Genomic DNA, 24,249 nt, shown 5'->3' on the forward strand with positions numbered 1-24,249 from the left:
CATGAATACGAATCTTGAAATCCTCGAAACCCTGGCACTCAAGGATGGCCGTTGGCAGAACTGGGCTTTGCACTGGGCCCGTTTGCAGATCACGGCGCAGCATTTCCGCTATCCGCTGATGCAGATGCAGCTGGAGTCCGATATGGAGCGCATGGCCAGGCAGACGCATTCCATGGGCGACTGGCGCGTGCGGCTGGCGCTTTCGGTCACCGGTGAGGTGCAGATCACGGCCGAGCCCTTGCCGCCCTCGGTCCAGCCCGTCGCGCTGCAGCTGGCGCATCAACCCATTGCAAACGCGGTGGCGCATAGCGATGTGGTGCGTTTCAAAACCTCGGTACGTCAGCATTACGACGCTTTCAAGCCCCAGGGTGCCGGCATTTTCGATATCGTGCTTTTCAATGAGGACGGTCAGATCACCGAAGGCACGCGCGGCAATATTGCCGTGCAGCTCGATGGGCGCTGGGTCACCCCGCCGCTGCAATGCGGGCTGCTGCCAGGTGTGGGGCGGGCACTGGCCCTGTCCCAGGGCCGGCTGACAGAGCAGGTGGTGACGCTGCAAGAGGCAAGCCATGCCAGCGGCTGGGCCTTTATCAATAGCCTGCGTGGCTGGCTGGATGCTCGTTTGATCGCATAGGCCTGGTTTGATATCGTGCGGGTGTAAGCAACCTGGAGGAGTCTGAGCCATGGATGACGATGACTTTGATGCTCTGTATCTGGATCTGATGAAGGAATTCCTGGCTACTGCCACGCCCCTTCAGTGGCTGGCCGTGGTCACCACGATGAACTACGACAACGGCAGCGCGCTACCCGACTGGATCAGCAAGCATCCCAAGCTGGAGCCGGCCGTTGCCAAGGCCTTGTACTGGTATCAGCAGCCGGGCTACTTCCAGCACTATGCTTCGCAGGACAAGGTACCCAGCATCAACCGCTCAGGCTGGGCCCGCGTGCAGGCGCTGAGCCAGCGCTTTGAACAAGGCAACCTTGCACCCGCCACCATTGGCTGGGATCCGGCCAACGATCTGGCCTCGCCCACGGGCAATGAAAAGCATCCTGGCTATGACTGGACCAGCGAAGCCGTCAAGGGCGATGAAGCCAAATGGCAGATTCCGGCCATCATGCTGCAGGCCGTGCCCGGCGAGCAACCCGATATCTATGCCTATGTCGATGAGCATGGCTGGGAAGACGGCATGCCGCCCCATGTCCAGGAAGAGCTCAATGCGGCCATGGATGGGGACGAAGTCGAGGATGAGGACTGAGGCCCAAAGCCTGCGCGCGATGGCCTGGCAACGGTTGTAGCTCAGGGCATATGTAAGCATGCTTGCAACCCAAGCCCAGCGCCTAGTGAGGAAAAACAGCTCTTTGGGTATCTTCTGGCGGTACTGGGTGAAGAAACTCTTGGCTTGAGCGAACGGATTTTCTACTATTCGCTCACCACAACTTCTGAGACCCGCTCATGAACTCTCAAGCCATCACCAGCCACAAGCCTTCCTCCGCCTTTGTCGGCGCATCCTGGGCCGCCTTGCTGCTGGGCATCGCCGCCTTCCTGGTCGGGTTGTGGAATGCTGCCATGCAGCTCAACGAAAAAGGCTTTTACTTTGCCGTGCTGGTGCTGGGCCTGTACTCAGCCATCTCGCTGCAAAAAACCGTGCGAGACAAGCTCGAAGGCGTTGCCGTGACCGGCATTTACTACGGCATCAGCTGGGTGGCGCTGATCATTGCGGTGCTGCTTCTGGGCGCAGGTCTCTTCAACGCCACGTTGCAGCTCAGCGAAAAAGGTTTCTATGCCATGGCTTTTGCACTGGCCCTGTTCGGTGCGATTGCCGTGCAGAAAAACACCCGCGACAGCCTGAGCGCCGACGATGGAGCAGCAGAGCGCAAGCGCGGCAAGAGTGAGCGCAGCGGCCCTGCTCTGGTGGTGACCGATCCCGCCAAGCCTGCCGATGTGCCCGAGCAGGTGGCCAATAACCGCTGAGCCGGAAAGCCGTTTGACGGCTGAACATCAGGCGCTCCTTTGGGACGCCTGATTGCGTTGGCACAGTTGCAGTTGCTGCGCCACAAATTGCCTGAAGACTTCATGCAGTGTTGCATTGGCGTCCCCACCCGCGCTCCAGTTGTGCAGCTGTGCCAGGGCCTGGGCGGCAGCCTCGAAGCTGGAGAGCTGCCCGGGCAGATGGGCCTTGCGGATGGCGTAGCCGGAGTCCTCCACATCGAGCAGGGGCAGGCGCGGCAGGGCCTGCAGTGCGGGATTGAGATAGAGCATCTTGCGGCTTTTACGCCAGGTGCCGTCGATGACCACCAGTCGAAGGCGCTCTGGCGGCTGCGGCCAGGGCAAAGGCAGGGGGCTGGCCGCAGCCAGCCCCAGGGCGGCATCCTGCTCTGCGGTATCGGGGTAGAGCAGCAGGCTGTGGCGTGGCGCACCATCGGTATCGGCCCAGCTGGTCCATCTGCCATGCAGAGCCGCTTCCAGCTCGGCAGCATCGAATTCCTCGCCCACCATGACCCGGCTGCGAGGCAGGCACAGATGCAGCAGATGCCCGGTGCCCTTGGCTTCATGCACTTCCATGGGATGCATGAGGATCAGCACTTCGACCTGATGTGCGACCGGACGGGCCAGTGCGCAGACGCAGGTGCGCAGCGCCCGGTGACAGCTGGGGCAGCGGGGGCGAGGCTCTGGTTTGCTCATGATTCAGGAGCTTCTTGCTCTTTTGGGATAAGGGGTTGAAGCGATTTTTATCTCAAACCAAGGTCCCTGAAACAAAAACGCCCGCAAGCATGGCTGCGGGCGCTCTGGCTTGTGTGGCCGAGGGCTTACAGGCGACCCTTGAAGTAGGTGGCCTTGTCCATATCGGATACGTCCACGCTCAGCTGCACCATCACATCGGCAGGCTGGGGCGCGAGGCGGCGCAGGACTTCGGCAATGCCGTCCGACATCTGCTTCTTGGCTTCGGTGCTGCGGCCTGCCATCAGCTGCAGGTGCACATGGACGAAGCCGCGCTTTTCGGGCTGGGTGCCGATATAGACATGGTCCATGTTCAGGCGGGCAATGCGGGCCTTGACATCGGCTTCATCGAGAACGGTGGGGTGGGCGCAGACCACGGCGTTGATGTCGCGCATCAGTGCGCGCTCGTTCAGGCCGGTCAGGTTGTCGGTGTATTCAATATGCAGATGAGGCATGGAGTTCTCTCGCTCGGTGTTGGAGGCAAAAGCCGTTTTTACAGCATCTGGGTGGGCACTTTGTGGCGCAGCTCGACCTGTTTGTTGCTGTCGTCCACAAAGACCAGCTGCGGCTGGTGCTCGGCCACATCGCTTTCATGAACCTGGGCGAAGGCGGCAATGATGAGCAGGTCGCCCACGCTGGCCCGGCGAGCGGCCGAGCCGTTGACGGAAATCATGCCCGAGCCGCGTTCGCCCTTGATGGCGTAGGTCACAAAGCGCTCGCCATTGTCGATATTCCAGATGTGGACTTGTTCGTTCTCAGCAATGTTGGCGGCATCCAGCAGATCCTCGTCAATAGCACAGGAGCCTTCGTAGTGCAGCTCGCATTGCGTGGTCTTGACGCGGTGGATCTTGGATTTGAGCAGGGTGCGGAACATGGTTGTCTCTCTGGGGCGCTTTGCGCGTTGCTGGAATGGGGCAGGCCTGTGCTTGCGAAAAATCACGCAAGTCTAAATGCGATCGGTAAAACCCATGTAGTTCATTGAGGGCATTGACAGGGAAATGCGGCGCCTGCGCATTCTCGATGTCGAGAGTTCTGCCAGCCGCCGTTGTAGGACGATGTGACGATTGTCGTTGTGATAGTTGTTTTGTTGCGAATTTAAGGGTTGTAACCAATGTTTCATTTTCACTTTGTTTAATGACTTCAGTCCCAGACGGGGCCCGTCCAAGGCAGGCCATCTCCGTACTGCATGGGCTTTCTCATTTCTACAAACAAGTGAACAGCATGAAACGAACTCTTCTCGCCCTTGCCGCCCTGACTGTCTCCGCCGGTGCTCTGGCTCAATCCAGCGTGACCGTCTTTGGCGTGGCCGACGTGTCGGTGGCCCACATCTCCACGACCGGCAAAAGCGTTTCCGGCCTGGCCAACGGCGGCAACTCCAGCAGCCGTCTGGGCTTTCGCGGCGTGGAAGATCTGGGCGGCGGCCTGAAGGCCGATTTCTGGCTGGAGGGCAGCCTGAGCGTGGATGACGGCACGGCTTCCGGCTTCAAGTTCGATCGCCGCTCCACCGTCAGCCTGCTGGGCAACTTCGGTGAAGTGCGCCTGGGCCGCGACAAGACCCCCGCCTACCAGAACCTGGAGACTTTCCATGCCTTTGGTGACACCGGCATGGGCGCCATCAACGGCCATAACCTGATCAGCGGCTCGGCTGCAGGTACCTCAGAAGGCTCCAACCCCAAGCGCAATTCCAACGCCATCAGCTATCTGCTGCCCAAGCTGGGCGGCGTCTATGGTCAGCTGACTCACAGCTTTGGCGAGCAAGCAGACGACCACAGCCTGGCCAGCTCCACCGGCCTGCGTCTGGGCTATGCCAACGGTCCCCTGAACGTTGCCGCAGCCTACGGCATCGCCCGCGGCGGCACAGCTGCCGCTGGCGTGGACTACAAGACCATGAATCTGGGCGCTTCCTACAACTTCGGCGTTGTCACTCCCATGCTGTTGATCGCATCCGACCGCGGCAACGGCAAGCGCGTCGATCTGTACAGCCTGGGCGTGAAGATGCCTCTGGGTGCCGGCGAACTGCGTGCTGCCTATACCTGGTACAAGGACAAGAAGCAAAGCGATGCGGACTCCCAGCGTCTGGCCCTGGGCTATGGCTACAAGCTGTCCAAGCGCACCGAAATCTATGCGGCCGTGGCACGCATGAGCAACGACGACAAGGCTTCTCGCAAGCTGGGTTCGTCGCTGAGCCCTACACCCGCTGTGGGCAAGAGCCTGACGGGTTACGAAATCGGCCTGCGCCACAATTTCTAAGAGCACGGGCATCAGAGAGCTGCGGTGGCTGCGCTCTTATGCCTGATGATCTTGCCGAGTTAGGCCTCCTGGTGGGGAAGCCGTCTGACTCTCAGCAAGCTGGCCCCGCAATAGCGGGGCCTTTTTTTGGGTTTGTGCGGCGGCTGTCTTCAGGACAGATCGAGCACGCAGCCGTCGCCAATGCTGTCGCGCCAGACGCGGATGCGGCTGGGCGCAGGCTCAAGGTCGGCCAGGGCATTGGCGATGAATAGACAGAGGTTTTCCAGCGTGGGCTTGCCCAGGCCCGGCACTTCATCGAGAAAGTGATGGTCTAGCTGATCGCGCAGCAGCTCCAGGCGCGCGCGCAGGTGGCCAAGGTCGATGACCATGCCATTGTCCGGATTGCGCGGGCCGCTCACGCTGACCTCGGCCCAGTAAGTATGGCCGTGAATACGGCGGCTGCTCTCGGTTTCGATAGCGCGCTCCAGGGTATGGGCGGCATCGAAGAAAAAACGCTGGTGAACGGTGAACTGCATAAACGTTATTTCTGGCTTTGCGCATGCAACCGGCGCGCACCAACGCTAGTGACAGCAAGCAAGGGCCGCCCCGCAGCGAGGCTGTCGTCTCCCTCCCGCGTAGCGAGAGAGGGGGAAGGCGCGAAGCGACTCAGGGGGTGTTTCATCGAATTCCAGTGAGCTTGTGGGTTTGCAGGCTCAGGCGCCAGCCGGGGCGCTGCATGCATTGCTCAATACAGGCGCCAATATTGCTGCTCTGCTGGGCGTTGTCCATGGGCTGCAGAAAATAGTGCTGGAAATCGGTGCTGGCTTCAATGGCTTCCAGATCGAACGTGAGCTGAGGCCAGACCAGCTTGAGCTCCTGGCCGCTGCGTTGAATCCAGTCGGCGCCGGCCTTGGGGCTGATGCACAGCCAGTCAATGCCTTCGGGTGCGGCCACCGTGCCGTTGCTTTCCACCGAGATACGAAAACCGCGCGCATGCAGGGCGGCGATCAGAGCCTGATCGACCTGCAGCAAGGGCTCGCCGCCCGTCAACACCACCATGCGGTGCTGGCTGTCGTCGGCAGGCCACTGGCTCAGAATGCGCTCGGCCAGCGCATCGGCCGTGGCGAACTTGCCGCCCAGCGTGCCGTCGGTGCCGACAAAATCGGTGTCGCAGAACTGGCAGATGGCATTGGGCCTGTCCTGCTCGCGGCCCGTCCACAGATTGCAGCCCGCAAAGCGGCAGAACACGGCGGGCATGCCGGCCTGGCCGCCTTCGCCTTGCAAGGTGTAGAAAATTTCTTTGACGCTGTATGTCATGTCGAATGTGTCGCGTCAAGGCGCGGTGGAACAAGGGGCGGCTGCGCAGCAGCCCAGGATGTGAATGTAAGCCCTTGCTGAACTTCTGGTGGGCCAAAGGGTTACAAGGCGCTTGCCTTGCAGGCGGCTTCCGGCCTCACACCGGGGTATAGGCCAGACGCACATAAATGGGCGCGTAGGCTTCGGCCTGGGTGATTTCGATCAGCGTTTCCTTGGCCAGCTCCAGCATGGCGATAAAGGTCACCACCAGCACGGTCGAGCCTTTTTCCGGATTGAAGATGCGCTCGAACTCCACGAAACGCTGGCCCTGCAGCTGCTTGAGGATCTGGCTCATGTACTCGCGCACCGACAGCTCCTCGCGCGTGATCTTGTGGCTTTGCACCAGCTTGGCGCGCTTGAGGATGTCGCGCCAGGCCGCTTGCAGCTCGCCGATTTCCACATCCGGAAAGCGCGGTTGCAGGCTTTGCTCGATATGGACCGTGGCCTTGAGAAAGTCGCGTCCATAGGTGGGCAGCTGCCCCAGCTGCTGGGCGGCCAGCTTCATCTGCTCGTATTCGAGCAGGCGGCGCACCAGCTCGGCGCGCGGATCCTCGGCTTCCTCGCCGTCCTCCTGCTTCTTGGGCGGCAGCAGCATGCGCGACTTGATCTCGATGAGCATGGCCGCCATCAGCAGGTATTCGGCGGCCAGCTCCAGATTGCGGCTGCGCACCTCGTCCACATAGGTCATGTACTGGCGTGTCACGTCCAGCATGGGGATGTCGAGGATGTTGAAGTTCTGCTTGCGGATCAGATAGAGCAGCAAGTCCAGCGGGCCTTCAAAGGCTTCGAGAAAGACTTCCAGCGCGTCGGGCGGGATATAGAGATCCTGGGGCAGCGCAAACAGCGGCTCGCCGTACAGGCGTGCCAGAGCCACCTGATCGACGACCGAAGGCGACGGGTCAGGGGCGTCCGGGTTCTGGCCCGGCAACAGGGTCTGTTCTTCAGCCTCGCTCATGGTCTGCTATGGATTGCAGAGCTGAGCGCGCTTGATGAGTAAGCGCTTGAGGCTGATTTCATCGAAAAGATCAGGAGTGGTTGGTCTGGTACACGTAGGGCTGTTGTTCCACGCGACCGGCGCGCAGATCTTCCCAGACTTCATAGTTCACGTCCTTGTCCCACAGCAGGGCGCGACCGGCTTGCTGTTGCTTGTCCAGCTCGGGCTTTTGCTGCTTCAGGTCGTTGATGAAGTTGGTGGTGTCGGAACGGTAGTCGGGGCGACGGAAGAAAGACATATGTGTAAAACCTCTCAGAACAGCGGATTTTAGCCCGTCGCGGGCGCCAGGCCCGCTGCGGGCTATTTCAGATCCTTGAGACAGATCTGCGCGAACTCCTTGCAGTCGTCCGAGGCCAATGGCGAATCGACGATCTTGCGCAGCACGGCAGCAAATTCGGGGGCTCCGACCGGGTTCGGGTCGCCGCGCTGAAAGTCTTCATCCACGCGCATGGTGCGGTCCAGCCAGCCTATCACCTGCACGCTGGGTTGGCGCTCCAGCGACGCCAGCAAGGCCGGGGTGTAAGCGGCCATGGGGTGCTCCTCGATCAGGCTGCCAAACGGTCCGGGGCCGCCGTAGTCGAGGTCGGGATAGGTTTCGATCAGCGTCAGGATATGTGGCAGAACCTGCTCCAGTGCGGCGTCCTGCAGTGTCTCCAGGTGTTCGTAGACGGGATCGATGATCAGCCATTTGTCCTGCTGATCCCGGGCCGCCTGTGCGGCGCTGCTGAATTGGGAAAACAGTTGTTCTAGGGTTGTGCTCACTGGGGATGACTCCGTTTTGACAAGCGTTTGCAAAAGTGGCGCGCGTGCGCGGGTGGCTTGCTGTCAGAATTCGCATTCTGTCTGGCAAGCATTGTGATTCAAGCCCATGAATATTTTTTCCCGTGTGACGGCGGCCCTGGCGGCGGCGGCTATCAGTACCCTGGCGCTGCTGGGTTGCGACGAGCAGAAGATCAAGGAGCTGGAGGAAGGCCTGTCCACCGAGGCCGATGTGCGCGCGAAGTTTGGCGAGCCCGAGCGTATCTGGAACGAGGAAGACGGCTCGCGCACCTTCGAGTACAACCGTCAGCCGGCCGGCGCCAGGAACTACATGATCACCATCGGCGCGGACGGCAAGATGAGCGCGCTGCGCCAGGTGCTGGCTCCGCATGTGTTTGCCAGGATCGTGCCCGGCATGGAGGAAAACGAGGTGCGCCGCATGCTGGGCAAGCCCGCCAAGATGATGACTTACAAGCTCAAGCAGGAAACCGACTGGGACTGGAACTACATCGATCCGCCCACGCGCGAGATGCAGTTCACGGTGACCTTTGGCTCCGATGGCCGGGTGCTCCGTACGCTCAACCGCGAACGCCTGCCCGACGAGTCGCGCGGCTGATCGCCTGCAAAGCCACCGGATCTGTTCAAAGCCCTGTTTGCGATGGTGCAGACAGGGCTTTTTTGCCTCTGGCCTGGAGAGGGCCTGAATGCTGTGGTGGCGAGGGAGTTGAGGTGCTTCCGAATTGATAGCTTTTAGTGCTTGTCCTGTAAGTGATGGAAGCCGAAAAGCTTGAAATATACGACGGAGTTGCCTCTGAAATTCCCCTTCGAGATTTGTTGCATTGCAGCAAATCATGTGCATACAGCATGAGTCCATCCGTAAAATTAAGGGGTTTCCCGGTGTTATCCGCACCGGCTCGCCCCGGTCTTTATCGAGATCATGGGCATCAATCTTGCTGTCTTACCCGACATGTCCACACCGCTATCTTCTTCGGCCGGCTCTGCGCTGGCCGGCCGCATGGATGCCCCCGCTGCTGCGGCACCGGCCACTTCGGGCCTGCGCCATGGCCGCTTCGAGGACGCGCAGGCCCTGTTCACGGGCTCGCTGTTTGTCTCCATCACCATGATGCTGTTTGCGCAGGCGGGACTGCTCACGGGCAGCACGGCGGGCGTGGCTTTTTTGCTCCACTATGTGACGGGACTGCCTTTCGGTGCCATTTTCTTCGTCATCAATCTGCCGTTCTACTGGTTTGCCTGGAAGCGCATGGGCGCGGAGTTCACGATCAAGACCTTTGTCTCGGTTGCCATGCTGGCGCTGATGGCCGATGTGGGTCCGCGCTTCATCCATATCGACTACCTGAATCCGCTCTATGCGGCAGTGGCTGGAGGCTTGCTCATGGGGTCGGGTTGCCTGTTCCTGGCACGCCACCACTCCAGCCTGGGCGGGGCCACCATCGTCTCGCTCTATCTGCAGGACCGCTACGGCATTCGCGCCGGCAAGGTACAGATGATGATCGACTGCACTGTTGTGCTGCTGGCGCTGGCCATCGTGCCGCTGGAGCGTGTGACGTATTCGGTGCTTGCGGCGGTGATCATGAGCATGTTTCTGTGGATCAGCCATCGCCCCGGCCGCTACCAAGGCAATTGAAGTGCTTGGCCCCAACAAAAAACCCCGTTTCGGCGGGGCTTTTTGTTGGGGCTTTCGAAGTCAGGCGACGCTGATCGTCTTCTGTGCACTCAGTGTCTGGCCCTGCTCATCCTTCCACTGCATCTGCAGCTCGCCGCTTTCCCGGGCCACGAAGGTGAACTCGATATAGGGGTTCTGGGCAATCGAGATGCCGGGCTCCCAGCTGAACAGCAAGGCGTTGCCCAGCCGGGCTTCGAAACGGCTCACGATATTGCGCGGACGCACCTTACCGGTGGCCGGGTCGGTGCGCAGACCGCTTTCCATGACATGTTCCATCTGCGCGCGCACGCGCAGCACTTCGCCTTTCTTGGGGTTGGCATTGCTGATCCAGACGCGAGGGGGTTTGCTCATAGTTATGTTCCTCTCACATGCCGCAGCCGCTGGCGGCTACCGTCGTTGCTTGCTTTGCTACCAGCACCTTGCCGCTTTTCATGCGCGCCAGGGCGTGCACGGTCTGCGACTGGGACAGGCGAATGCGCACCGCAGCCTCTGCCGTGCCTGCGGCCGCAGAGAATTGCAGGCGGCAAGTCAGCGGCGAAGGGTTGAGTTCGGCCAGCACGATGATTTCCTCGCACCAGTCCTGCTCGGTGATGGGCAGCGTCACCTTGACCTTGACGGGCACGGCACTGGGGTTGTCGGCCAGCACGGGCACATCGAGCTGCAGACCATCGGCCTGAGTGGCCTTGCCGCCGGTGAATTGCTCCATGAGCTTTTTGAACTCGGCCGGGTTCGGTGCCAGTGGCCCGACCAGCGGAGTCTTGGCCGCGCTGCTGGCTTGCGCCAGAGCCGATGCGGGCAGAGCCAGACTGGCCCCGGCTGCCGCCGCGCTCAGCACCATGCTTCTACGGGTGGTGTTCTTGAACATTGCCTTACTTCAATCCAATTAACAAAACTTCAAAACTCACACCGGCTCCAAGTGAGAGACGCCAAGCAAGAGCCGCCTCGCGGCGGGGGCGCCTAGCAGAGGGCGTCGTCCCCTTCCCGAAGAGAGAGGGGGACGCAGCAAAGCCGCTCAGGGGGAGATTTAAGTGCCCAGGAAATCTCCGAACTTGCCGTTGATCCAGGCAAAGTCCTCCTTGACCAGATCGGAGGTGCGTACATCCATGTCGATCTGGGTCTGGTTGACCTGGCCGCTGGCGTCCACCTCGTATTCGAACTTCACCGAAATTTCCTCCTGAGGGTCGCCGTTGACCATCATGTAGCAGAGGTTGTCGGGCAGCCGGGCCACGACCTCCTTGCCGGCCACGCGCTCGGCAATGTTCCGGGCGACGATCTTGCCGATGTAGTTGGCCACATGGCCGCTCTTGGGGTAGTGGCCGAACTGGGGCGAGATCGCGCCCATCAGATCGCCGACAAAATACACGCGGTCGTCGCTCCTGGCATGAAACAGGCGGTTGTGCATATCGGCCCAGCCCGTGGGCTTGCCGGTGGCAGCATCCTTGCCGATGAGGTCTGCCTTCCAGACCATGTCTGCGGCCTGGTGGGGCGGCATGAGGATGGCGTCGTCGAACTTGAAGTCGCCCGCGGCGGTCTTGATCTGCTTGTTGAAGGGGTCCACTTCCTTGACGCCGGCATTGGGCACATGGGTGATGATGTCTGCGTACAGCTCCTCGAAAGCCTGCTTGTAGCCCACGCCGATGGGGGCGATCTTGGGCTTGGGGTCGAGGATCAGGATCTTGCCGGGAATCTTGTTCTTCTTGATATGCCAGGCGATCAGGCAGGCACGCTCATAGGGCGAGGGCGGGCAGCGATGCGGCGGTGGCGGCAGCGTCATCACCAGCGTGCCGCCCTTGAAGTTCTTGACCTTGCTCTTGAGCGAGAGCATCTCCTGGTTGGGGATGTAGGCGTTGGGGAAATGCGTGCGCGTGTGCTCGATGGCGCGCTGGTCGTTGCCGAACCAGGCCTCGTAATCGTTGCGAATACCGCCCGAGAGAATCAGGAAGTCATACTCGATCAGGCCATGGGCCGTGCGTACCAGCTTCTTGTCGCGCTCGAAGCCCGTGACTTCGGTCTGCAGCAGCGTGTAGCCGTATTTGTTGGCCGGGTGCAGCATGTCGCGGTTCACGAAGTCCGTGCCCACGATGTCCACCAGCCACTTGTTACTCATGGGGCCGGACCAGAAGGTCGGATTGCGCTCCAGCAGCACGACGTCGGAAGCGGGAATCAGCTCGCGCAGATAGCGTGCCGCCGTGAGGCCGCCCCAGCCGCCGCCGCAGATCACGATGCGTGGACCCTTGCCCTTGCGCGGCAGAATGGGGGACTGGCTGCTGATGATGGCGGGTGCAGCCATTGCCGGGCCGGCAGCGGCGCCCAGAGCGAGTGCGGGCGGAGTCCAGAGGAAATGGCGACGTTGCATGAGCATTGCTCCTGTAATGGGAATAGGGCCAGATCGAGGCCTCGGATTCGGGGGAGGGAAGCAAGCTTGGGCGCAGCGCGATGGGATTGCCTCTCAGCCGACACGCGGCACAAGCAGAGCTGGTGGCTGGAGATTCTAGGAGCAGGCCCAGATCCGGAATCGGTGAATACCCAAGCGAAGCCAGCGCTATTGCTGGCGCAGCAGGCGCAGGCTGACAAGCGCTCCGAGCAGGATGCCGGCAACGGCCGCAAAGCTGGCCAGCGACAGAGTGGACAGCCCGCTCAGTCCCTGGCCGATGGAGCAGCCTGCGGCCAGCACGCCGCCAATGCCCATCAGCAGGCCGCCACCGGCGCTGGCAGCCAGGCGGCTGGTGGAGTCAAAGCCTTCCCAGCGCGCCGTGCGGCTGCCAAGGGCTGCGAGAAAGGCGCCGGCGAGCACGCCCGCCGTCAGCGCCAGGCCTATGCCGGGCTCGCGTCCCACGGACAGCTGCAGATAGAGCAGGGCCTCGGCAATCGGGCCGATGAAGCTCAGCGAGGTGAGGCGGGCCGGCTCGAACTCATCGACCCCGATATGCGCAGTCAGCCACCAGCCGGCAGCCACCAGCAGGCCTATGAGCAACGCGCTGCCCCACTGCAAGCGGCTTTGGCGCAGGCCGGGGCGCAGCAGGGCGTAGGCCAGCAGCAGCAAGGCCAGACCAAGCGTCAGCAGCCATGTATTCACGGAAGACAGATAGGCGGGCAAGGTTGCCTGGGCCAGCGTGAGGGGGGCGAGGGCCTGCAGCCAAAGGCGTAGAGGCGTCAGTACACCGGTCATGGCCAGCTGCGCGCCCAGCGCCAGAAACACGACGGTGACCAGGCAGCGCAGATTGCCTCCTGCCAGCAGCACCAGAGAGCGTGCTCCGCAGGCGCGGGCCAGCACCATGCCGATGCCAAACAGCAAACCGCCAATCAGCACGCCAGCCATGGAAAAGCCGGGCCGCGCAATGGCGGCCTGGCCCAGATCGAGCATTCCCAGAGCCTGCAGCCCCTGCGAGGCCAGCAAGGCCACGGCCAATGCCAGGGCAAAGGCCTGCAATGCAGGCGCCTGGCCCGCAGCGACTTCGGTATCCAGCCCCATTTGCTGGCGCAGCCCGCGCAGCAGACAGAAACGCCCCAGCCGCGCAGCGACGCCGAAGGCCATGCCCAGCAAAAAAACAGACCACAACAACATATGAGTTGAAATTTAGTGCTCAAAGCATCGGAAGATGCTTGCAATGGGCGTGCTACAAGTGCCAGCAAGCAAGGGCCGCCCCGCAGCGATGGTGGCGTCCCCTTCCCGCAGTGCGAAGCACGCAGAGAGAAGGGGAAGGCGCAAAGCGCCTCAGGGGATGAGCCAGTCAACCACCCCAGATATCCGCGCTGATGGCCTTGTACCAGGCTGCGCCGTAGTCGGCCTCGGCCTTGCGGAAGGCTGCATCGCCGTTCAAGGGGCTCACGCCGCCTGAGTCTGGCACCTCGATCAGCTTGCCCGCTGCCGTGCGGTAGACGCCGGCCACGGAGATGCCGTAGTCGGTGCCGATCAGGCTGTAGCAGGTGTTGGCAAAGGCCGCTGCAGGCAGGGGGCTGCCGCTCAGTTCGGCGGCAATCGCGGCTGCGGCCACCTTGCCTTGCGTATTGGCGGCAAAGCCCGACTTGGGCATGGGCGCGGCAATCGTGGCGTCACCCAGCACATAGACATGTGGGACCTGGGTGGATTCAAAGGACTCTGGCTTGACGGGCACCCAGCCGCTGGCGTTGGTCACGCCGGCGCGGTCGGCGATAAAGCCGGCCTTCTGGGGCGGGATGACATTGAGCACATCGGCTTTGTGCCTGGTGCCGAATGCGGTTTCCACTTCCAGGTTCTTGGCATCCACGCGCGTGACCTTGCCGTCATCGGCCTGCTTGACCCATTCGATCATGTCGCCGTAAAGCGCCTTCCAGCCCTGAATGAACAGACCTTGCTTGGAGAACGCATCCTTGTCGTCCAGCAGCAGAATCTTGGACTTGGGCTTGTGCTGCTTGAGGTAGTGGGCCACCATGGCCGCGCGCTCGTAGGGGCCGGGCGGGCAGCGGAAGGGGTTGGCAGGAATGACCATCACGAACTTGCCGCCGTCGGGCATGGCTTCGAGCTGCTTCTTGAGCAACTGGGTCTGCGCTCCGGCCTTCCAGGCATGGGGGGCAAGCTGGGCTGCCGCCTCGTCATAGCCTTCCAGCGCATTCCAGCGCATGTCGATGCCGGGCGAGAGCACCAGCTTGTCATAGCTCAGCGCCTGACCGTTGGACAGCAGCACGCGCCTGGAGTCGGTCAGGACCTGGTCGGCCCGCGCGTGGACCACGTTCACGCCGGCCTTGCGCAGACCGCCGTAGCCGTGACCTATGCTGTCCCAGCTGCGCAGGCCGGCCAGGTACAGATTGGAGAAAGGGCAGGTATAGAAGCGCTCGGCCGGCTCCACCAACGTGACCTGGATATGCGGCGCGAACTGGCGCAGATAGCGCGCGGCCGTGGCTCCGCCAAAGCCGCCGCCGATCACGACCACATGGGCCGAAGCTGCCTTGGCCTGCACGATGGCGGGCATGGCGAAGCTGGCTGCACCAGCGGCGGCACTGCCGAGAATTTGACGACGATTGATCTGCATTTACTGGCCCTTCTTGCTGAACCACTGGGCCAGCGCTTTGAGTTGCTCATCGTCGTAGCCCTTGGCCAGACGGGTCATGACGGTGGCGTCCTTGGCGGTGCCGGCCTTGAAGGCCTGCAGGCGCTGCAGCAGATGGGTTTCAGGCAGGCCGCGCAGCTGAGGAATGACGCCCGTGGAGCGGCCGTCCGGGCCGTGGCAGTTGGCGCAGCTGGCAGCCAGCACGGCCACATCCTGCACACGCAAGGAGGTGGCGGCAGAGCTGGCCAGGCCGGGCAACGGCGCTGCCAGAGCAAAAGCCAGCCATAGCGCAGGGCGCGCTGGAGTGAGCAAGAGTTTCGATCGCATGGGGCCTCCCGTTGTCCCCACGCAAGGCCGCGTGGGGGATTTATGACCTCGATGCCTGAATGTGCGCGGCCTTTGTTATGTGTGGCGAATGTCGAGCATTCTTCTGGGCAGGGGCGGAGCAGGCAGAGCTGATGGAGTCGGATTCTAGGAAGCGGCCCCGTCCTGACAAGCTCAATATCCCGGTGGTGTAACAGGAAGTTATTGGTTATTTAGTTATGCGCTGCGCTTGTGCTTGCAGCTGCGCTTCAGTGCATGAAAAAACCGCATGGTGCTATCTTATGTGTAGCGCAATGCGGTTTCCTGTGAGCGGATGCGGGCGGTTTGTCAGTTTTGCGGCGGCAGTCCGTCAGAGGGCGCGGCAGGTGTAGGGCTGGCGGTCGTTGCCGGCATTTCTGCCGCTGCGGGAGCGGTGGCCGACGGATCGCGGTAGCGAATATTCACGCCGCTGGTATCGGGCGGGTCGTCATCCATCAAGGCGTCAGCTGCCTTGCCCACGCCCTTGCCCACGATCTTGGCTGTGCCGATGGCGGCATCGGCGGCCAGACCCACGGCCCCTGCCGTCACGCTGATGGCGGTGCCGGTGACGGCGATCACGGTGCAGCCCGAGAGCGCCAGGCATAAAAAAGCTCCAGCCAGCCAGAAGCCGTAGGAGCCTGATGAGGCACGCCCCCGCGAGGAGACTCCGGACAAGCGCCTAAGGCGGCCCCGCCGCCCCGCCGCGAGGCTGTCGTCCCCCCGGGGGGACGGCGCCGAAGGCGACTCAGGGGGGATCATAGGTGGGATCAATGAATCCGCATGCCGGGCATGGCGCCGGGGAAGGGCTCCAGCACATAGATGCCGGGATGGGCCTTCTCGTCAGCGTGGCTGGCGGCCAGCACCATACCTTCGGACAGGCCGAACTTCATCTTGCGCGGTGCCAGATTGGCGACCATCACCGTCAGCTTGCCCTGCAGCTGCTCGGGCTGGTACATGCTGCTGATGCCGCTGAACACATTGCGGGTCCTGGGCTGGCCGTTCTCGTCCTTCTCGCCCACGTCCAGCGTCAGCTGCAGCAGCTTGGTCGAGCCTTCCACCGCCCTGCATTCCAGAATCCTGGCGATGCGCAGATCGACCTTGGCAAAGTCGTCGATGCTGATGGTCTCGGCCAGCGGCTCGCCGCCGGGGGCGTTGGGGTCGATCACTGGCTCGGCCTTCTTGGCGGCCTTTTTCTCGGCCTTGGCGGGTTCGGCGGCAGGGGCTGCCTGACCGGCGGGTGCTTCAAACAGGGCTTCGAGCTGCTTGGGATCGACGCGCTGCATCAGATGCTGGTAGACGCCGATCTGGTGGCCTGCGCCCAGGGGCTTGACCACGTCGGCAAAGCTCTCGGGCGGCACGATGAGGAATCGGGCCACTTCGGCAGCCACGCCGGGCAGGATGGGGCTCAGGTAGATGGTCAGGATGCGGAAGGCTTCGATGCAGGTCGTGCACACATCGTGCAGGCGGGCATCCATGCCTTCCTTCTTGGCCAGCTCCCAGGGCTTGTTGGCGTCCACATAGCTGTTGACCTTGTCGCACAGCAGCATGATCTCACGTGCAGCGCGGGCCGAGTCGCGGCCTTCGTAGGCGGCGACGATGGCGGCTTGCTGCTCGCGCAGCGCGGCCAGCAGGGCCTGGCCGTCTTCGCTGACTACGCCCAGCCTGCCGTCAAAGCGCTTGCTGATGAAGCCTGCGGCGCGCGAAGCGATGTTGACGTACTTGCCGATCAGGTCGGAGTTGACGCGCAGCATGAAGTCTTCGGGATTGAAGTCGATGTCTTCGTTCTTGCCGTTGAGCTTGGCGCCCAGGTAGTAGCGCAGCCACTCGGGGTTCATCTTGAGCGACAGGTACTTGAGCGGATCAAGGCCGGTGCCGCGGCTCTTGCTCATCTTCTCGCCGTTGTTGACGGTCATGAAGCCGTGCACGCAGATCCTGGTCGGCGTCTTGCGGCCGCTGAACTTGAGCATCGCAGGCCAGAACAGCGTGTGGAAGGTGATGATGTCCTTGCCGATGAAGTGGTACTGCTCCAGATCGGGATCGGCCATGTAGGCGTCGTAGTCCTCACCGCGCTTGTTGAGCAGCTCCTTGAGCGACGCCAGATAGCCCACGGGCGCATCCAGCCAGACATAGAAGTACTTGCCCGGCGCATCGGGAATCTCGATGCCGAAATAAGGCGCGTCACGGCTGATGTCCCAGTCGTCCAGACCTTCGCTGGTCGAGCCGTCGGGGTTGGTGCGCACGCCGAACCATTCCTTGATCTTGGCCGCCACTTCGGGCTGCACATGCTTGCCGTTCTGCGTCCACTCGGTCAGGAACTCCACGGCGCGCGGGTCCGAGAGCTTGAAGAAGAAATGCTCGGACGACTTCATCACCGGCGTGGCACCCGACAGGGCCGAGAACGGGTTGATGAGGTCGGTGGGCGCGTAGACCGAGCTGCAGACTTCGCAGTTGTCGCCGTACTGGTCCTTGGCGTGGCAGCGCGGGCATTCGCCCTTGATGAAGCGGTCGGGCAGGAACATGTTCTTCTCGGGGTCGAAGAACTGCTCGATGGTGCGGGTTTCGATGAAGCCTGCCTTTTTCAGGTCCAGATAGATCTGCTTGGACAGCTCGTGGTTTTCGGCGCTGTCGGTGTTGCTCCAGTTGTCGAAGGCGATGTGGAAGCCGTCGAGATACTGCTTGCGGCCGGCGGCGATGTCGGCCACGAACTGCTGGGGCGTCTTGCCGGCCTTTTCGGCGGCAATCATGATGGGGGCGCCGTGGGCGTCGTCGGCGCCCACGAAGTTGACCGCATTGCCCTGCATTCGCTGCGCACGCACCCAGGTGTCGGCCTGGATGTATTCCATGATGTGGCCGATGTGGAAGTTGCCGTTGGCGTACGGCAGGGCGGTGGTGACGAATAGTTTGCGTGCGGTCATGAGGAAACAGCTTTCACAGAGAACCCGTCATTCTAGAAGGGCTTGGCTCCAGGCTGCGGGCGCGGGTTTTGCGGCGGCACCCGCCGAGTTCGTTCGGGAACGGTAGTTACTTTGTTTTTTGTAGCTGGTTACGCAGATTCCATATTGTTTTCAATATGAAAACAACTTTAATTCTATGAATATAAAGCGTCAGAAGCTCTGAAATTGGAAGCGATAGCCGAGGCTGCACTCAGCTCACTGCAGGCCTTTTGTTGCGGTACATGTCCTGGTCGGCCACCTTGAGCAGGCTTTGCGCATCCTGCGCATCCCTGGGATACAGGGCCTGCCCTACGGATGCGCCCACGGTCACTGCTTCGCCCTCGGGAATGCCTTGCAGCGTGCTCAGCGGCTGCTGCAGCGCATGTTCTATCTTCAGGCGCACGGCCTGAACCTGCTCCTCGTCGCTGACTCCGCGCAGGATGAGGATGAACTCGTCACCGCCCAGGCGGGCAACGACATCGTCGGGGCGCAGCAGATTGCGCAGGCGCAGGCTGATCTCGGCCAGTGCCAGATCGCCGTTGTCATGGCCCCAGCGGTCATTGAGCGGCTTGAAGCGGTCCAGGTCCACAAACAGCAGGGCAAACGGGGCGGCCATGTTCTGGCCGGGCAGGGGACGGGTGAGTGTGGTCAGAATATGCTGCAGTGCGCTGCGGTTGCTGGCTCCGGTCAGTGGATCGGTAAACAGGCTGTGACGCATGCGGTGGAAATTGTGGGCCAGCTCACCAATTTCATCGCGGCGCTGCACTTCGATCGGCGTGTCGATCTCGCCCTGGCCGACGCGGCGCACGGCGCGGGTCAGCGAGCGCATATCGTTGGCCACGGCACCGAAGATGCGGGTGCCGATGACGACGGCCACGACCAGGGCCAGCAGGCCCAGGCTGCCCACCAGGGCCATATGACGGTAGACGCCGGCCAGCATGTCCTTGTGCGGCACGGCCACCACGGCCATCCAGTCCTGACCGGCTCCATTGCTCAGGCGCCGGTAGGCAATGCGAATATGGTTGTGCCTGTCATCTTCGAGCAGCGCCGTGCCGGGGCCGTCACTGGACAGCGAGGAGTGGAAGGCGCCCTGGATTTTTTCGTACACCGCCTGAATCAGCGGGTCCTGGCTGTTGGCGGCGGTCATGCGCTCCAGCTTGCCGTCTTCGCGCTGGTGGATGTTGGGCATGCCGGTGGCTGCGATCAGGGAGCCGTCGGCCTCGATGATGAAGGCCCGGCCATGTTCGCTCAGGTGCAACTGGTTGACGAATTCGTTGAGCGCGCGAAGCGAAATATCAGTGGCCACCACACCCTCGAGACTGCTCTTGCTGGAGAGAATGCGGCGTGCGCGCGTGAGCACCAGGTCCTTGGCACTGAAGTCGATATAGGCAGGAGTCCAGATCACATCGGCCGACTCCGCGGCAAGCTTGAACCAGGGGCGCTGGCGCGGCTCGAACAGATTGGTTTCGGTAGATTCGTAGATCGGCTCGGCATGCATGCCGGCGACCTTGAAGTAGCTGCGGTGCTCGCCGGGCTGAGTCTTCAGGCGCAACTGGCCTAGTTCTGGAGCCACTCGCTTGAGAGCAATGCCCTGGCCCGCGATATTGGCGTAGTACGCATAGTCATTGGGCCGGGTATGCAGCGAGGTCGCCACCCACAGCCGGGAGATCAGGTCGGGAATATGTTCGCGGATATCGGCAGCGACGGGCTGGCCGCTGGGGAACGCAGCCTCCAGCACTGCGCTGGATGGGTACAGGTGGCGATCCACGATCAGCGCGATGCGCTCGGCTTTCTCTTGCATCACCTGCTCCGACAAGGCGGACACCGTGTTGCTGCCGGTCCAGTACCAGAGCATGCCCAGGGCCGATGTCAGCAGCGCAATCAGGGCAACAAAAGGCAGGATCAGCGAAAGCTTGAGCGATTTGGAAGCGCGGATGGGCTGCGAGGATGGAGTCACTAGGCGGTTGTCGGAACGATGATGAAGGTCATGCAAAGTGTCTCACGCATCATCTGCCAGGCTCCTTTCGCATCATTAACATTTGTTACATTCTTGAGGCCAATCCAGGAAGGCGCACAGCTCCTCACTTCGGGCCAGCGCGTCTTTGCGGCCCAGTGCTATCAGTTCACGGGTATAGCCTTGCTCAAACAGCAGGTAGCTGGCCAGCGCGCCATCGCGCATGGGGTTGCCCGTGCCGGCGCGCACGCCCAGCGTGGCCAGCAGGGTGCGCACCGGCAGCGGCAGCTTGTCGATGTGGCGCGTGGCAATATCGTCGATGCGCTCGCTGGGGGTGATGGCCAGTACCTCGATAGGGCGCAGCCGGCTGTGGATGCGCTCGGCCGGCGAAATCAGGCTCAGCGTGTGATTGATGCGTTCGGCACGCTCTATATCCACAGCCAGCGTGTCCAGGAAGATGCTGGACAGCGCGTGCCCGGCCACCTGGGCCAGAGTGGGATAGCTGGCATCGATCTGCGGCTGGCTGCTCACAGGCTCGTGGCGTCTGCCTGCGCCGACGACCAGCAGTTTGCTGGCACCTAGATGAATCGCTGGTGCCAGGGGCGCAGTCTGGCGCATGGAGCCGTCGCCGAAATGCTCGAGATGTCCGTCCATGGGCAGCGGCATGGCTGGAAAGATGAAGGGCAGGGCCGACGAGGCCAGCAGGTGATCGGCGCTCAGCAGGGCCTGCACGGCCTTGCGCTGGTCGCGCACCCAGGGGCTCAAGGCCTCGCGGGTCTGAAAGAAAGTGATGTGCTGACCGCTGCTGTAGCTGGATGCGGTAATGGCCAGGGCGTGCAGATGACCGCTGTCGATGAGTTGTGGAATGCGCTCGAAAGGCATGAGGCCGCTGTTCATCAGGGCTTTGAGCGGAGCGTTGTCCAGAAGCGAACGCGGGCGCATGCGGCTCCAGCGGGCCAGCGCCCAGCCCAGCGACAACAGCGTCAGCCAGCGTGCGCCGCTGCGCAGCACGCTGAGCGAGTCGGCCTTGTAGATTTGCTCGGTATGCATATGGCCCCAGACATGCAGCATGCGCCGCACTGCGCTGTCAAAGGCATCGGCATGGCAAGCCAGGGCTGCAACATTGATGGCGCCTGCCGATGTGCCTGCCAGTACCGGAAAGGGATTGGGGCCATGCTGCAGACCGCGAGCGCGGCGCAGCTCGGCGATGGCGGCCAGCACGCCGACCTGGTAGGCAGCCCGGGCGCCGCCGCCGCTGAGCAACAGGCCGGTCAGCCCGATGCTGGAGCTAGGGCCTATGGAGCTCTGCCGCTCTGCTTCGGCAAGACTGGGTGGGAGGGTGGGAGAGAACTGCACTGCCGCCATGGCTGCAGTGTGCCCGGATTGGGCCGCGGGCGGTAGGTGGGCCGGGCCGTCGAGCGGGACGGCGGCGGCCCTGGGGACAGTCTGCGGCGGCTGTCAGCTCTTTTTCTGGTTCTTGGCAATCAGTGTGGCGATGGACTTGGCATCCAGCACCACCAGCTGATTCTGCGCGGCCCAGCTCGCGGCATTCTCGCCCAGAGGCTGCAGAGCCACGTAAACGCAGAGATCGGCTTTGAGCTTGTGCTGCGCGGCCTGCAGCTCGCGCAGCGGCTCCACGCCATGGGCGGCGGCTTTCCAGCGGCGCGCGCCGACCACGCTGGTCTGACCGTTGCGCGTCAGCAGCAGGTCGGCGCCGGCCTGGTTCAGGCGCTGAACCTCATAGCCTTCGGATTGCCACGCCGTCTGCAACTGTGCGCTGAAGTCGGCCCAGGGCTGCTCGGCGATCACCTGCTGAATCTGCTCCAGCCTTGCCGGGCTGGGGGCCCGCAGCTGCCTGTAGCAGGCAATGCAGCCGACGACGAAGAACGGGAAGGCGCCCAGGGCGGCAAAAGGCGAAATGTCTTTGGGGAACACTGCCAGCGACACCAACACCACCGCAGCGCAGATCGCAAAGCTGATCCACCAGCGCGAGCGCATCAGGACTGCGAACAGGGAATTTTCGGCCATCTTCAATTTCACGGGCTGTCTCTCAAATCTTGGGCAAAGGGCTGCATTGTCTCCTGTGCACAGGGGTTGGACAGCTTCGCTAGACTATCCCTCATTGAAGAAACCTCTGGAAAACTAAATCCAATGGCTGTTACAGAACAAGCGCTTCTGAGCGCGCTGGCCACCGTGCTTGATCCGCACACTGGCAAGGACTTTGTGAGCACGCGCGCCCTGCGCAATCTGCAGATTGCCGGTGACGACGTCTCGTTCGATGTGGAAATGGGCTATCCGGCCCAGAGCCTGCATCCTGAGCTGCGCAGCCAGTTCATCGCTGCAGCCAGGACTGTGGCGGGCGTGGGCAATGTCTCGGTCAACATCACCACCAAGGTGGCCTCGCATGCCGTGCAGCGCGGCGTGCAGTTGCTGCCCGGCGTGAAGAACATCATCGCCATCTCCTCCGGCAAGGGCGGCGTGGGCAAGAGCACGACCACGGCCAATCTGGCGCTGGCGCTGGCCGCCGAAGGTGCCCGAGTGGGCATTCTGGACGCCGACATCTACGGCCCCAGCCAGCCCATGATGATGGGCGTTTCGGGCAAGCCCGAAAGCCATGACGGCAAGACCATGGAGCCGCTGGAGAACCATGGCGTGCAGGTCATGTCCATCGGTCTGCTGGTCAACAACGACCAGGCCATGATCTGGCGCGGTCCCATGGCCACCCAGGCGCTGGAGCAGATGCTGCGCCAGACCAACTGGAAGGATCTGGACTATCTGCTGGTCGACATGCCCCCCGGGACCGGTGACATCCAGCTGACGCTGTCCCAGCGCGTGCCCATGACGGGCGCCGTGGTGGTGACCACGCCCCAGGACATCGCCCTGATCGATGCCAAGAAGGGCATTCAGATGTTCGAGAAGGTCGGCGTGCCGATTCTCGGTCTGGTCGAAAACATGGCCGCCCATGTCTGCACCAATTGCGGCCATGTCGAACATATCTTTGGCGCCGACGGCGGCAAGAAGATGGCCGGCGAGCAGAACATCGACTATCTGGGGGCGCTTCCCCTGTCGCTGCAGATCCGCCTGCAGGCCGACAGTGGTAAGCCCACAGTGGTGGCGGAGCCCGAGAGCGAAGCTGCCCAGGTCTACAAAAAGGTGGCGCGCGATCTGGCCGTGAAGGTGGCTCTCAAGGCCAAGGACTTCTCCAGCAAGTTCCCCACGATCACGGTCAGCAGCAATACCTGATGAACCTTCTGACCTCCATGCGTTATCTGGTGGCGCTTAACGAGCACCGCCATTTCGCAAGGGCGGCGCAGGCCTGTCATATCACGCAGCCTGCACTGTCCAATGCGCTCAAGGCGCTGGAGGACGAGTTCGGTGCCGTCATCGTCAGGCGCGGTCGCGTGTTTGGCGGACTGACCGCCGAGGGCGAGCAGGTGCTGGTCACGGCGCTGTCCATGCTCAGAGCCGAGGAGGCGCTGAGACAGGATCTGAGCGCCGCAGCCGGCCAGCTCAAAGGGCAGCTGCGCATGGCTGCCGTGCCTACGGCGATTCCCATGCTGACGCGCTTTGCCGCGCTGCTGCGGGTCCAGCACCCGGGCATCACGCCCATGGTTCTCTCCATGAGCTCGCTGGAGATAGAAACCGGACTCGAAGATCTCTCGCTGGACCTGGCCCTGGGCTACAGCGAAAGGCTGGAGTCGGGCAGCCGTGCGGCGCGCAGCGCCCGCATCTCCGTCTGGCCGCAGTATCAGGAGCATTATTTCCTGCTCAGTCCTGCGGCGGCAGAGCAGAGCCAGAAGCCTGTGAAATGGTCTCAGGCGGCCAGGCTGCCGCTATGTCTTTTGACGCCGGACATGCATAACCGGCTGATTGTGGATCAGAGCTTCATGGCGGCAGGCTGCGGGGTCAGTGCGGCCATGGAGACCAATTCCGTGCTGAGCCTGATGCTGGCCGTGACCGAAGGCGGTCTGCACAGCGTGCTGCCCGGTGCGCTGGTGGCGACGTTGCCCGAATCGGACCGGATCTCGGTGCGCCCTCTGATTGCGCCCAAGGTGCAGACAGCCATCGCTTTTTTGGCCCCTTCGCAGGATCAGGCGACCCGCGCGCAGCAGGCCGCCCTTGCGCTCATGCAATCCCAGGCCTGGCGTCAGCAATGTGCGAGCTTTGCCGGGGCCGTGCGTTGATTTGCAATTTGAATCGCTTCATCAATTCAAAGAATTTGACCTGAGATACGGCCGGGGCTGAAATACGG

Annotated in this window: 27 protein-coding genes; 8 read left to right on the forward strand and 19 right to left on the reverse strand. The window is 62.4% G+C overall.

Features of this window, described 5'->3' with window-relative positions:
• The first annotated feature begins 1 nt into the window (after position 1).
• From DFO48_RS20625 to yiaA, 3 genes are all read left to right on the forward strand, one after another.
• A complete protein-coding gene (locus tag DFO48_RS20625) occupies positions 2-634 on the forward strand; it encodes an aminotransferase class IV (RefSeq protein ID WP_003072683.1) in 633 nt (210 codons plus the stop codon).
• 49 nt (positions 635-683) lie between these two features.
• Positions 684-1,256 (forward strand): DUF4274 domain-containing protein, encoded by a 573-nt coding sequence (locus DFO48_RS20630; protein WP_003065778.1) that lies wholly within the window; start codon positions 684-686, stop codon positions 1,254-1,256.
• A 197-nt stretch (positions 1,257-1,453) separates the two neighbouring features.
• Positions 1,454-1,972, forward strand: a complete 519-nt coding sequence (gene yiaA / locus DFO48_RS20635) for an inner membrane protein YiaA (protein WP_003072686.1) — start codon at positions 1,454-1,456, stop codon at positions 1,970-1,972.
• A 27-nt stretch (positions 1,973-1,999) separates the two neighbouring features.
• Here the strand turns inward: yiaA and DFO48_RS20640 are convergent, their stop codons facing one another.
• From DFO48_RS20640 to panD, 3 genes are all read right to left on the reverse strand, one after another.
• Positions 2,000-2,683, reverse strand: coding sequence for a tRNA-uridine aminocarboxypropyltransferase (locus tag DFO48_RS20640; RefSeq protein WP_114864617.1), 684 nt, complete (start codon positions 2,681-2,683; stop codon positions 2,000-2,002).
• Between the two features lie 125 nt (positions 2,684-2,808).
• Positions 2,809-3,174 carry a 5-carboxymethyl-2-hydroxymuconate Delta-isomerase gene (locus DFO48_RS20645; RefSeq protein ID WP_114864618.1) on the reverse strand — a complete coding sequence of 122 codons (366 nt, stop codon included), beginning with the start codon at positions 3,172-3,174 and terminating at the stop codon, positions 2,809-2,811.
• Positions 3,175-3,212: 38 nt separating this feature from the next.
• On the reverse strand, positions 3,213-3,593 hold the full coding sequence (gene panD, locus DFO48_RS20650; protein ID WP_003065787.1) for an aspartate 1-decarboxylase: 381 nt from the start codon (positions 3,591-3,593) through the stop codon (positions 3,213-3,215).
• A 347-nt stretch (positions 3,594-3,940) separates the two neighbouring features.
• Here panD and DFO48_RS20655 point away from each other — a divergent pair, with 347 nt between their 5' ends.
• Positions 3,941-4,969, forward strand: coding sequence for a porin (locus tag DFO48_RS20655; protein ID WP_034355713.1), 1,029 nt, complete (start codon positions 3,941-3,943; stop codon positions 4,967-4,969).
• 149 nt (positions 4,970-5,118) lie between these two features.
• On the opposite strand, the gene DFO48_RS20660 is transcribed toward DFO48_RS20655, so the two are convergent.
• The 5 genes from DFO48_RS20660 to DFO48_RS20680 form a co-directional block, all read right to left on the reverse strand.
• Positions 5,119-5,484, reverse strand: a complete 366-nt coding sequence (locus DFO48_RS20660; protein ID WP_003072694.1) for a 6-carboxytetrahydropterin synthase — start codon at positions 5,482-5,484, stop codon at positions 5,119-5,121.
• 142 nt (positions 5,485-5,626) lie between these two features.
• Complete coding sequence (queE, locus tag DFO48_RS20665; RefSeq protein ID WP_114864619.1) at positions 5,627-6,265, reverse strand: 7-carboxy-7-deazaguanine synthase; 639 nt, start codon at positions 6,263-6,265, stop codon at positions 5,627-5,629.
• Between the two features lie 136 nt (positions 6,266-6,401).
• Complete coding sequence (locus DFO48_RS20670) at positions 6,402-7,259, reverse strand: ScpA family protein (protein WP_114864620.1); 858 nt, start codon at positions 7,257-7,259, stop codon at positions 6,402-6,404.
• Positions 7,260-7,329: 70 nt separating this feature from the next.
• Positions 7,330-7,536 (reverse strand): DUF3460 family protein, encoded by a 207-nt coding sequence (locus DFO48_RS20675; RefSeq protein WP_003051953.1) that lies wholly within the window; start codon positions 7,534-7,536, stop codon positions 7,330-7,332.
• 62 nt (positions 7,537-7,598) lie between these two features.
• Complete coding sequence (locus DFO48_RS20680; RefSeq protein ID WP_114864621.1) at positions 7,599-8,060, reverse strand: hypothetical protein; 462 nt, start codon at positions 8,058-8,060, stop codon at positions 7,599-7,601.
• A 106-nt stretch (positions 8,061-8,166) separates the two neighbouring features.
• Between DFO48_RS20680 and DFO48_RS20685 the strand changes: the two genes are divergently transcribed.
• Positions 8,167-8,673, forward strand: coding sequence for an outer membrane protein assembly factor BamE (locus DFO48_RS20685; RefSeq protein WP_114864622.1), 507 nt, complete (start codon positions 8,167-8,169; stop codon positions 8,671-8,673).
• Between the two features lie 321 nt (positions 8,674-8,994).
• Positions 8,995-9,702 (forward strand): YitT family protein, encoded by a 708-nt coding sequence (locus DFO48_RS20690; RefSeq protein WP_114864623.1) that lies wholly within the window; start codon positions 8,995-8,997, stop codon positions 9,700-9,702.
• A 60-nt stretch (positions 9,703-9,762) separates the two neighbouring features.
• Here DFO48_RS20690 and soxZ read toward each other — a convergent pair whose 3' ends face one another.
• From soxZ to DFO48_RS20745, 11 genes are all read right to left on the reverse strand, one after another.
• On the reverse strand, positions 9,763-10,092 hold the full coding sequence (gene soxZ, locus DFO48_RS20695) for a thiosulfate oxidation carrier complex protein SoxZ (RefSeq protein WP_114864624.1): 330 nt from the start codon (positions 10,090-10,092) through the stop codon (positions 9,763-9,765).
• Positions 10,093-10,105: 13 nt separating this feature from the next.
• Complete coding sequence (locus DFO48_RS20700; RefSeq protein ID WP_034377809.1) at positions 10,106-10,606, reverse strand: thiosulfate oxidation carrier protein SoxY; 501 nt, start codon at positions 10,604-10,606, stop codon at positions 10,106-10,108.
• 159 nt (positions 10,607-10,765) lie between these two features.
• A complete protein-coding gene (locus tag DFO48_RS20705; protein WP_114864679.1) occupies positions 10,766-12,097 on the reverse strand; it encodes an FAD-dependent oxidoreductase in 1,332 nt (443 codons plus the stop codon).
• 186 nt (positions 12,098-12,283) lie between these two features.
• Entirely contained in the window at positions 12,284-13,306 is a 1,023-nt protein-coding gene (locus DFO48_RS20710; RefSeq protein WP_003072716.1) for a YeeE/YedE family protein, read from the reverse strand.
• Positions 13,307-13,472: 166 nt separating this feature from the next.
• Positions 13,473-14,750, reverse strand: coding sequence for an NAD(P)/FAD-dependent oxidoreductase (locus tag DFO48_RS20715; protein WP_114864625.1), 1,278 nt, complete (start codon positions 14,748-14,750; stop codon positions 13,473-13,475).
• Entirely contained in the window at positions 14,751-15,080 is a 330-nt protein-coding gene (locus DFO48_RS20720) for a c-type cytochrome (protein ID WP_003072720.1), read from the reverse strand.
• 339 nt (positions 15,081-15,419) lie between these two features.
• Complete coding sequence (locus DFO48_RS20725) at positions 15,420-15,785, reverse strand: hypothetical protein (protein WP_233506480.1); 366 nt, start codon at positions 15,783-15,785, stop codon at positions 15,420-15,422.
• Between the two features lie 92 nt (positions 15,786-15,877).
• On the reverse strand, positions 15,878-18,025 hold the full coding sequence (metG, locus tag DFO48_RS20730) for a methionine--tRNA ligase (RefSeq protein WP_114864626.1): 2,148 nt from the start codon (positions 18,023-18,025) through the stop codon (positions 15,878-15,880).
• A 229-nt stretch (positions 18,026-18,254) separates the two neighbouring features.
• Positions 18,255-20,000, reverse strand: a complete 1,746-nt coding sequence (locus DFO48_RS20735; protein ID WP_114864627.1) for a sensor domain-containing diguanylate cyclase — start codon at positions 19,998-20,000, stop codon at positions 18,255-18,257.
• 75 nt (positions 20,001-20,075) lie between these two features.
• A complete protein-coding gene (locus tag DFO48_RS20740; RefSeq protein ID WP_114864628.1) occupies positions 20,076-21,362 on the reverse strand; it encodes a patatin-like phospholipase family protein in 1,287 nt (428 codons plus the stop codon).
• Positions 21,363-21,455: 93 nt separating this feature from the next.
• The gene (locus tag DFO48_RS20745) at positions 21,456-22,025 is read right to left on the reverse strand and encodes a restriction endonuclease (RefSeq protein ID WP_114864629.1); all 570 of its coding nucleotides are present in this window, start codon (positions 22,023-22,025) and stop codon (positions 21,456-21,458) included.
• 123 nt (positions 22,026-22,148) lie between these two features.
• Here DFO48_RS20745 and apbC point away from each other — a divergent pair, with 123 nt between their 5' ends.
• Together apbC and DFO48_RS20755 are read left to right on the forward strand one after the other, a co-directional pair.
• Positions 22,149-23,240 (forward strand): iron-sulfur cluster carrier protein ApbC, encoded by a 1,092-nt coding sequence (apbC, locus tag DFO48_RS20750; protein WP_114864630.1) that lies wholly within the window; start codon positions 22,149-22,151, stop codon positions 23,238-23,240.
• Positions 23,240-24,181, forward strand: a complete 942-nt coding sequence (locus DFO48_RS20755) for a LysR family transcriptional regulator (protein WP_003072735.1) — start codon at positions 23,240-23,242, stop codon at positions 24,179-24,181. The genes apbC and DFO48_RS20755 overlap by 1 nt, the downstream gene beginning before the upstream one ends.
• Positions 24,182-24,249 lie beyond the last annotated feature (68 nt).

It is taken from the genome of Comamonas sp. AG1104 (genome assembly GCF_003350425.1).
Classification (GTDB): domain Bacteria; phylum Pseudomonadota; class Gammaproteobacteria; order Burkholderiales; family Burkholderiaceae_C; genus Comamonas; species Comamonas testosteroni.

Coding starts and splice junctions, on each gene's coding strand:
- yiaA (WP_003072686.1), top strand. CDS start 1,454: ATGAACTCTCAAGCCATCACCAGCCACAAGCCTTCCTCCGCCTTTGTC.
- DFO48_RS20625 (WP_003072683.1), top strand. CDS start 2: ATGAATACGAATCTTGAAATCCTCGAAACCCTGGCACTCAAGGATGGC.
- DFO48_RS20705 (WP_114864679.1), bottom strand. CDS start 12,097: ATGCAACGTCGCCATTTCCTCTGGACTCCGCCCGCACTCGCTCTGGGC.
- metG (WP_114864626.1), bottom strand. CDS start 18,025: ATGACCGCACGCAAACTATTCGTCACCACCGCCCTGCCGTACGCCAAC.
- DFO48_RS20710 (WP_003072716.1), bottom strand. CDS start 13,306: ATGTTGTTGTGGTCTGTTTTTTTGCTGGGCATGGCCTTCGGCGTCGCT.
- DFO48_RS20700 (WP_034377809.1), bottom strand. CDS start 10,606: ATGTTCAAGAACACCACCCGTAGAAGCATGGTGCTGAGCGCGGCGGCA.
- panD (WP_003065787.1), bottom strand. CDS start 3,593: ATGTTCCGCACCCTGCTCAAATCCAAGATCCACCGCGTCAAGACCACG.
- DFO48_RS20715 (WP_114864625.1), bottom strand. CDS start 14,750: ATGCAGATCAATCGTCGTCAAATTCTCGGCAGTGCCGCCGCTGGTGCA.
- DFO48_RS20685 (WP_114864622.1), top strand. CDS start 8,167: ATGAATATTTTTTCCCGTGTGACGGCGGCCCTGGCGGCGGCGGCTATC.
- DFO48_RS20740 (WP_114864628.1), bottom strand. CDS start 21,362: ATGGCGGCAGTGCAGTTCTCTCCCACCCTCCCACCCAGTCTTGCCGAA.
- DFO48_RS20630 (WP_003065778.1), top strand. CDS start 684: ATGGATGACGATGACTTTGATGCTCTGTATCTGGATCTGATGAAGGAA.
- DFO48_RS20670 (WP_114864620.1), bottom strand. CDS start 7,259: ATGAGCGAGGCTGAAGAACAGACCCTGTTGCCGGGCCAGAACCCGGAC.
- DFO48_RS20640 (WP_114864617.1), bottom strand. CDS start 2,683: ATGAGCAAACCAGAGCCTCGCCCCCGCTGCCCCAGCTGTCACCGGGCG.
- apbC (WP_114864630.1), top strand. CDS start 22,149: ATGGCTGTTACAGAACAAGCGCTTCTGAGCGCGCTGGCCACCGTGCTT.
- soxZ (WP_114864624.1), bottom strand. CDS start 10,092: ATGAGCAAACCCCCTCGCGTCTGGATCAGCAATGCCAACCCCAAGAAA.
- queE (WP_114864619.1), bottom strand. CDS start 6,265: ATGACATACAGCGTCAAAGAAATTTTCTACACCTTGCAAGGCGAAGGC.
- DFO48_RS20660 (WP_003072694.1), bottom strand. CDS start 5,484: ATGCAGTTCACCGTTCACCAGCGTTTTTTCTTCGATGCCGCCCATACC.
- DFO48_RS20645 (WP_114864618.1), bottom strand. CDS start 3,174: ATGCCTCATCTGCATATTGAATACACCGACAACCTGACCGGCCTGAAC.
- DFO48_RS20675 (WP_003051953.1), bottom strand. CDS start 7,536: ATGTCTTTCTTCCGTCGCCCCGACTACCGTTCCGACACCACCAACTTC.
- DFO48_RS20745 (WP_114864629.1), bottom strand. CDS start 22,025: ATGGCCGAAAATTCCCTGTTCGCAGTCCTGATGCGCTCGCGCTGGTGG.
- DFO48_RS20655 (WP_034355713.1), top strand. CDS start 3,941: ATGAAACGAACTCTTCTCGCCCTTGCCGCCCTGACTGTCTCCGCCGGT.
- DFO48_RS20690 (WP_114864623.1), top strand. CDS start 8,995: ATGGGCATCAATCTTGCTGTCTTACCCGACATGTCCACACCGCTATCT.
- DFO48_RS20755 (WP_003072735.1), top strand. CDS start 23,240: ATGAACCTTCTGACCTCCATGCGTTATCTGGTGGCGCTTAACGAGCAC.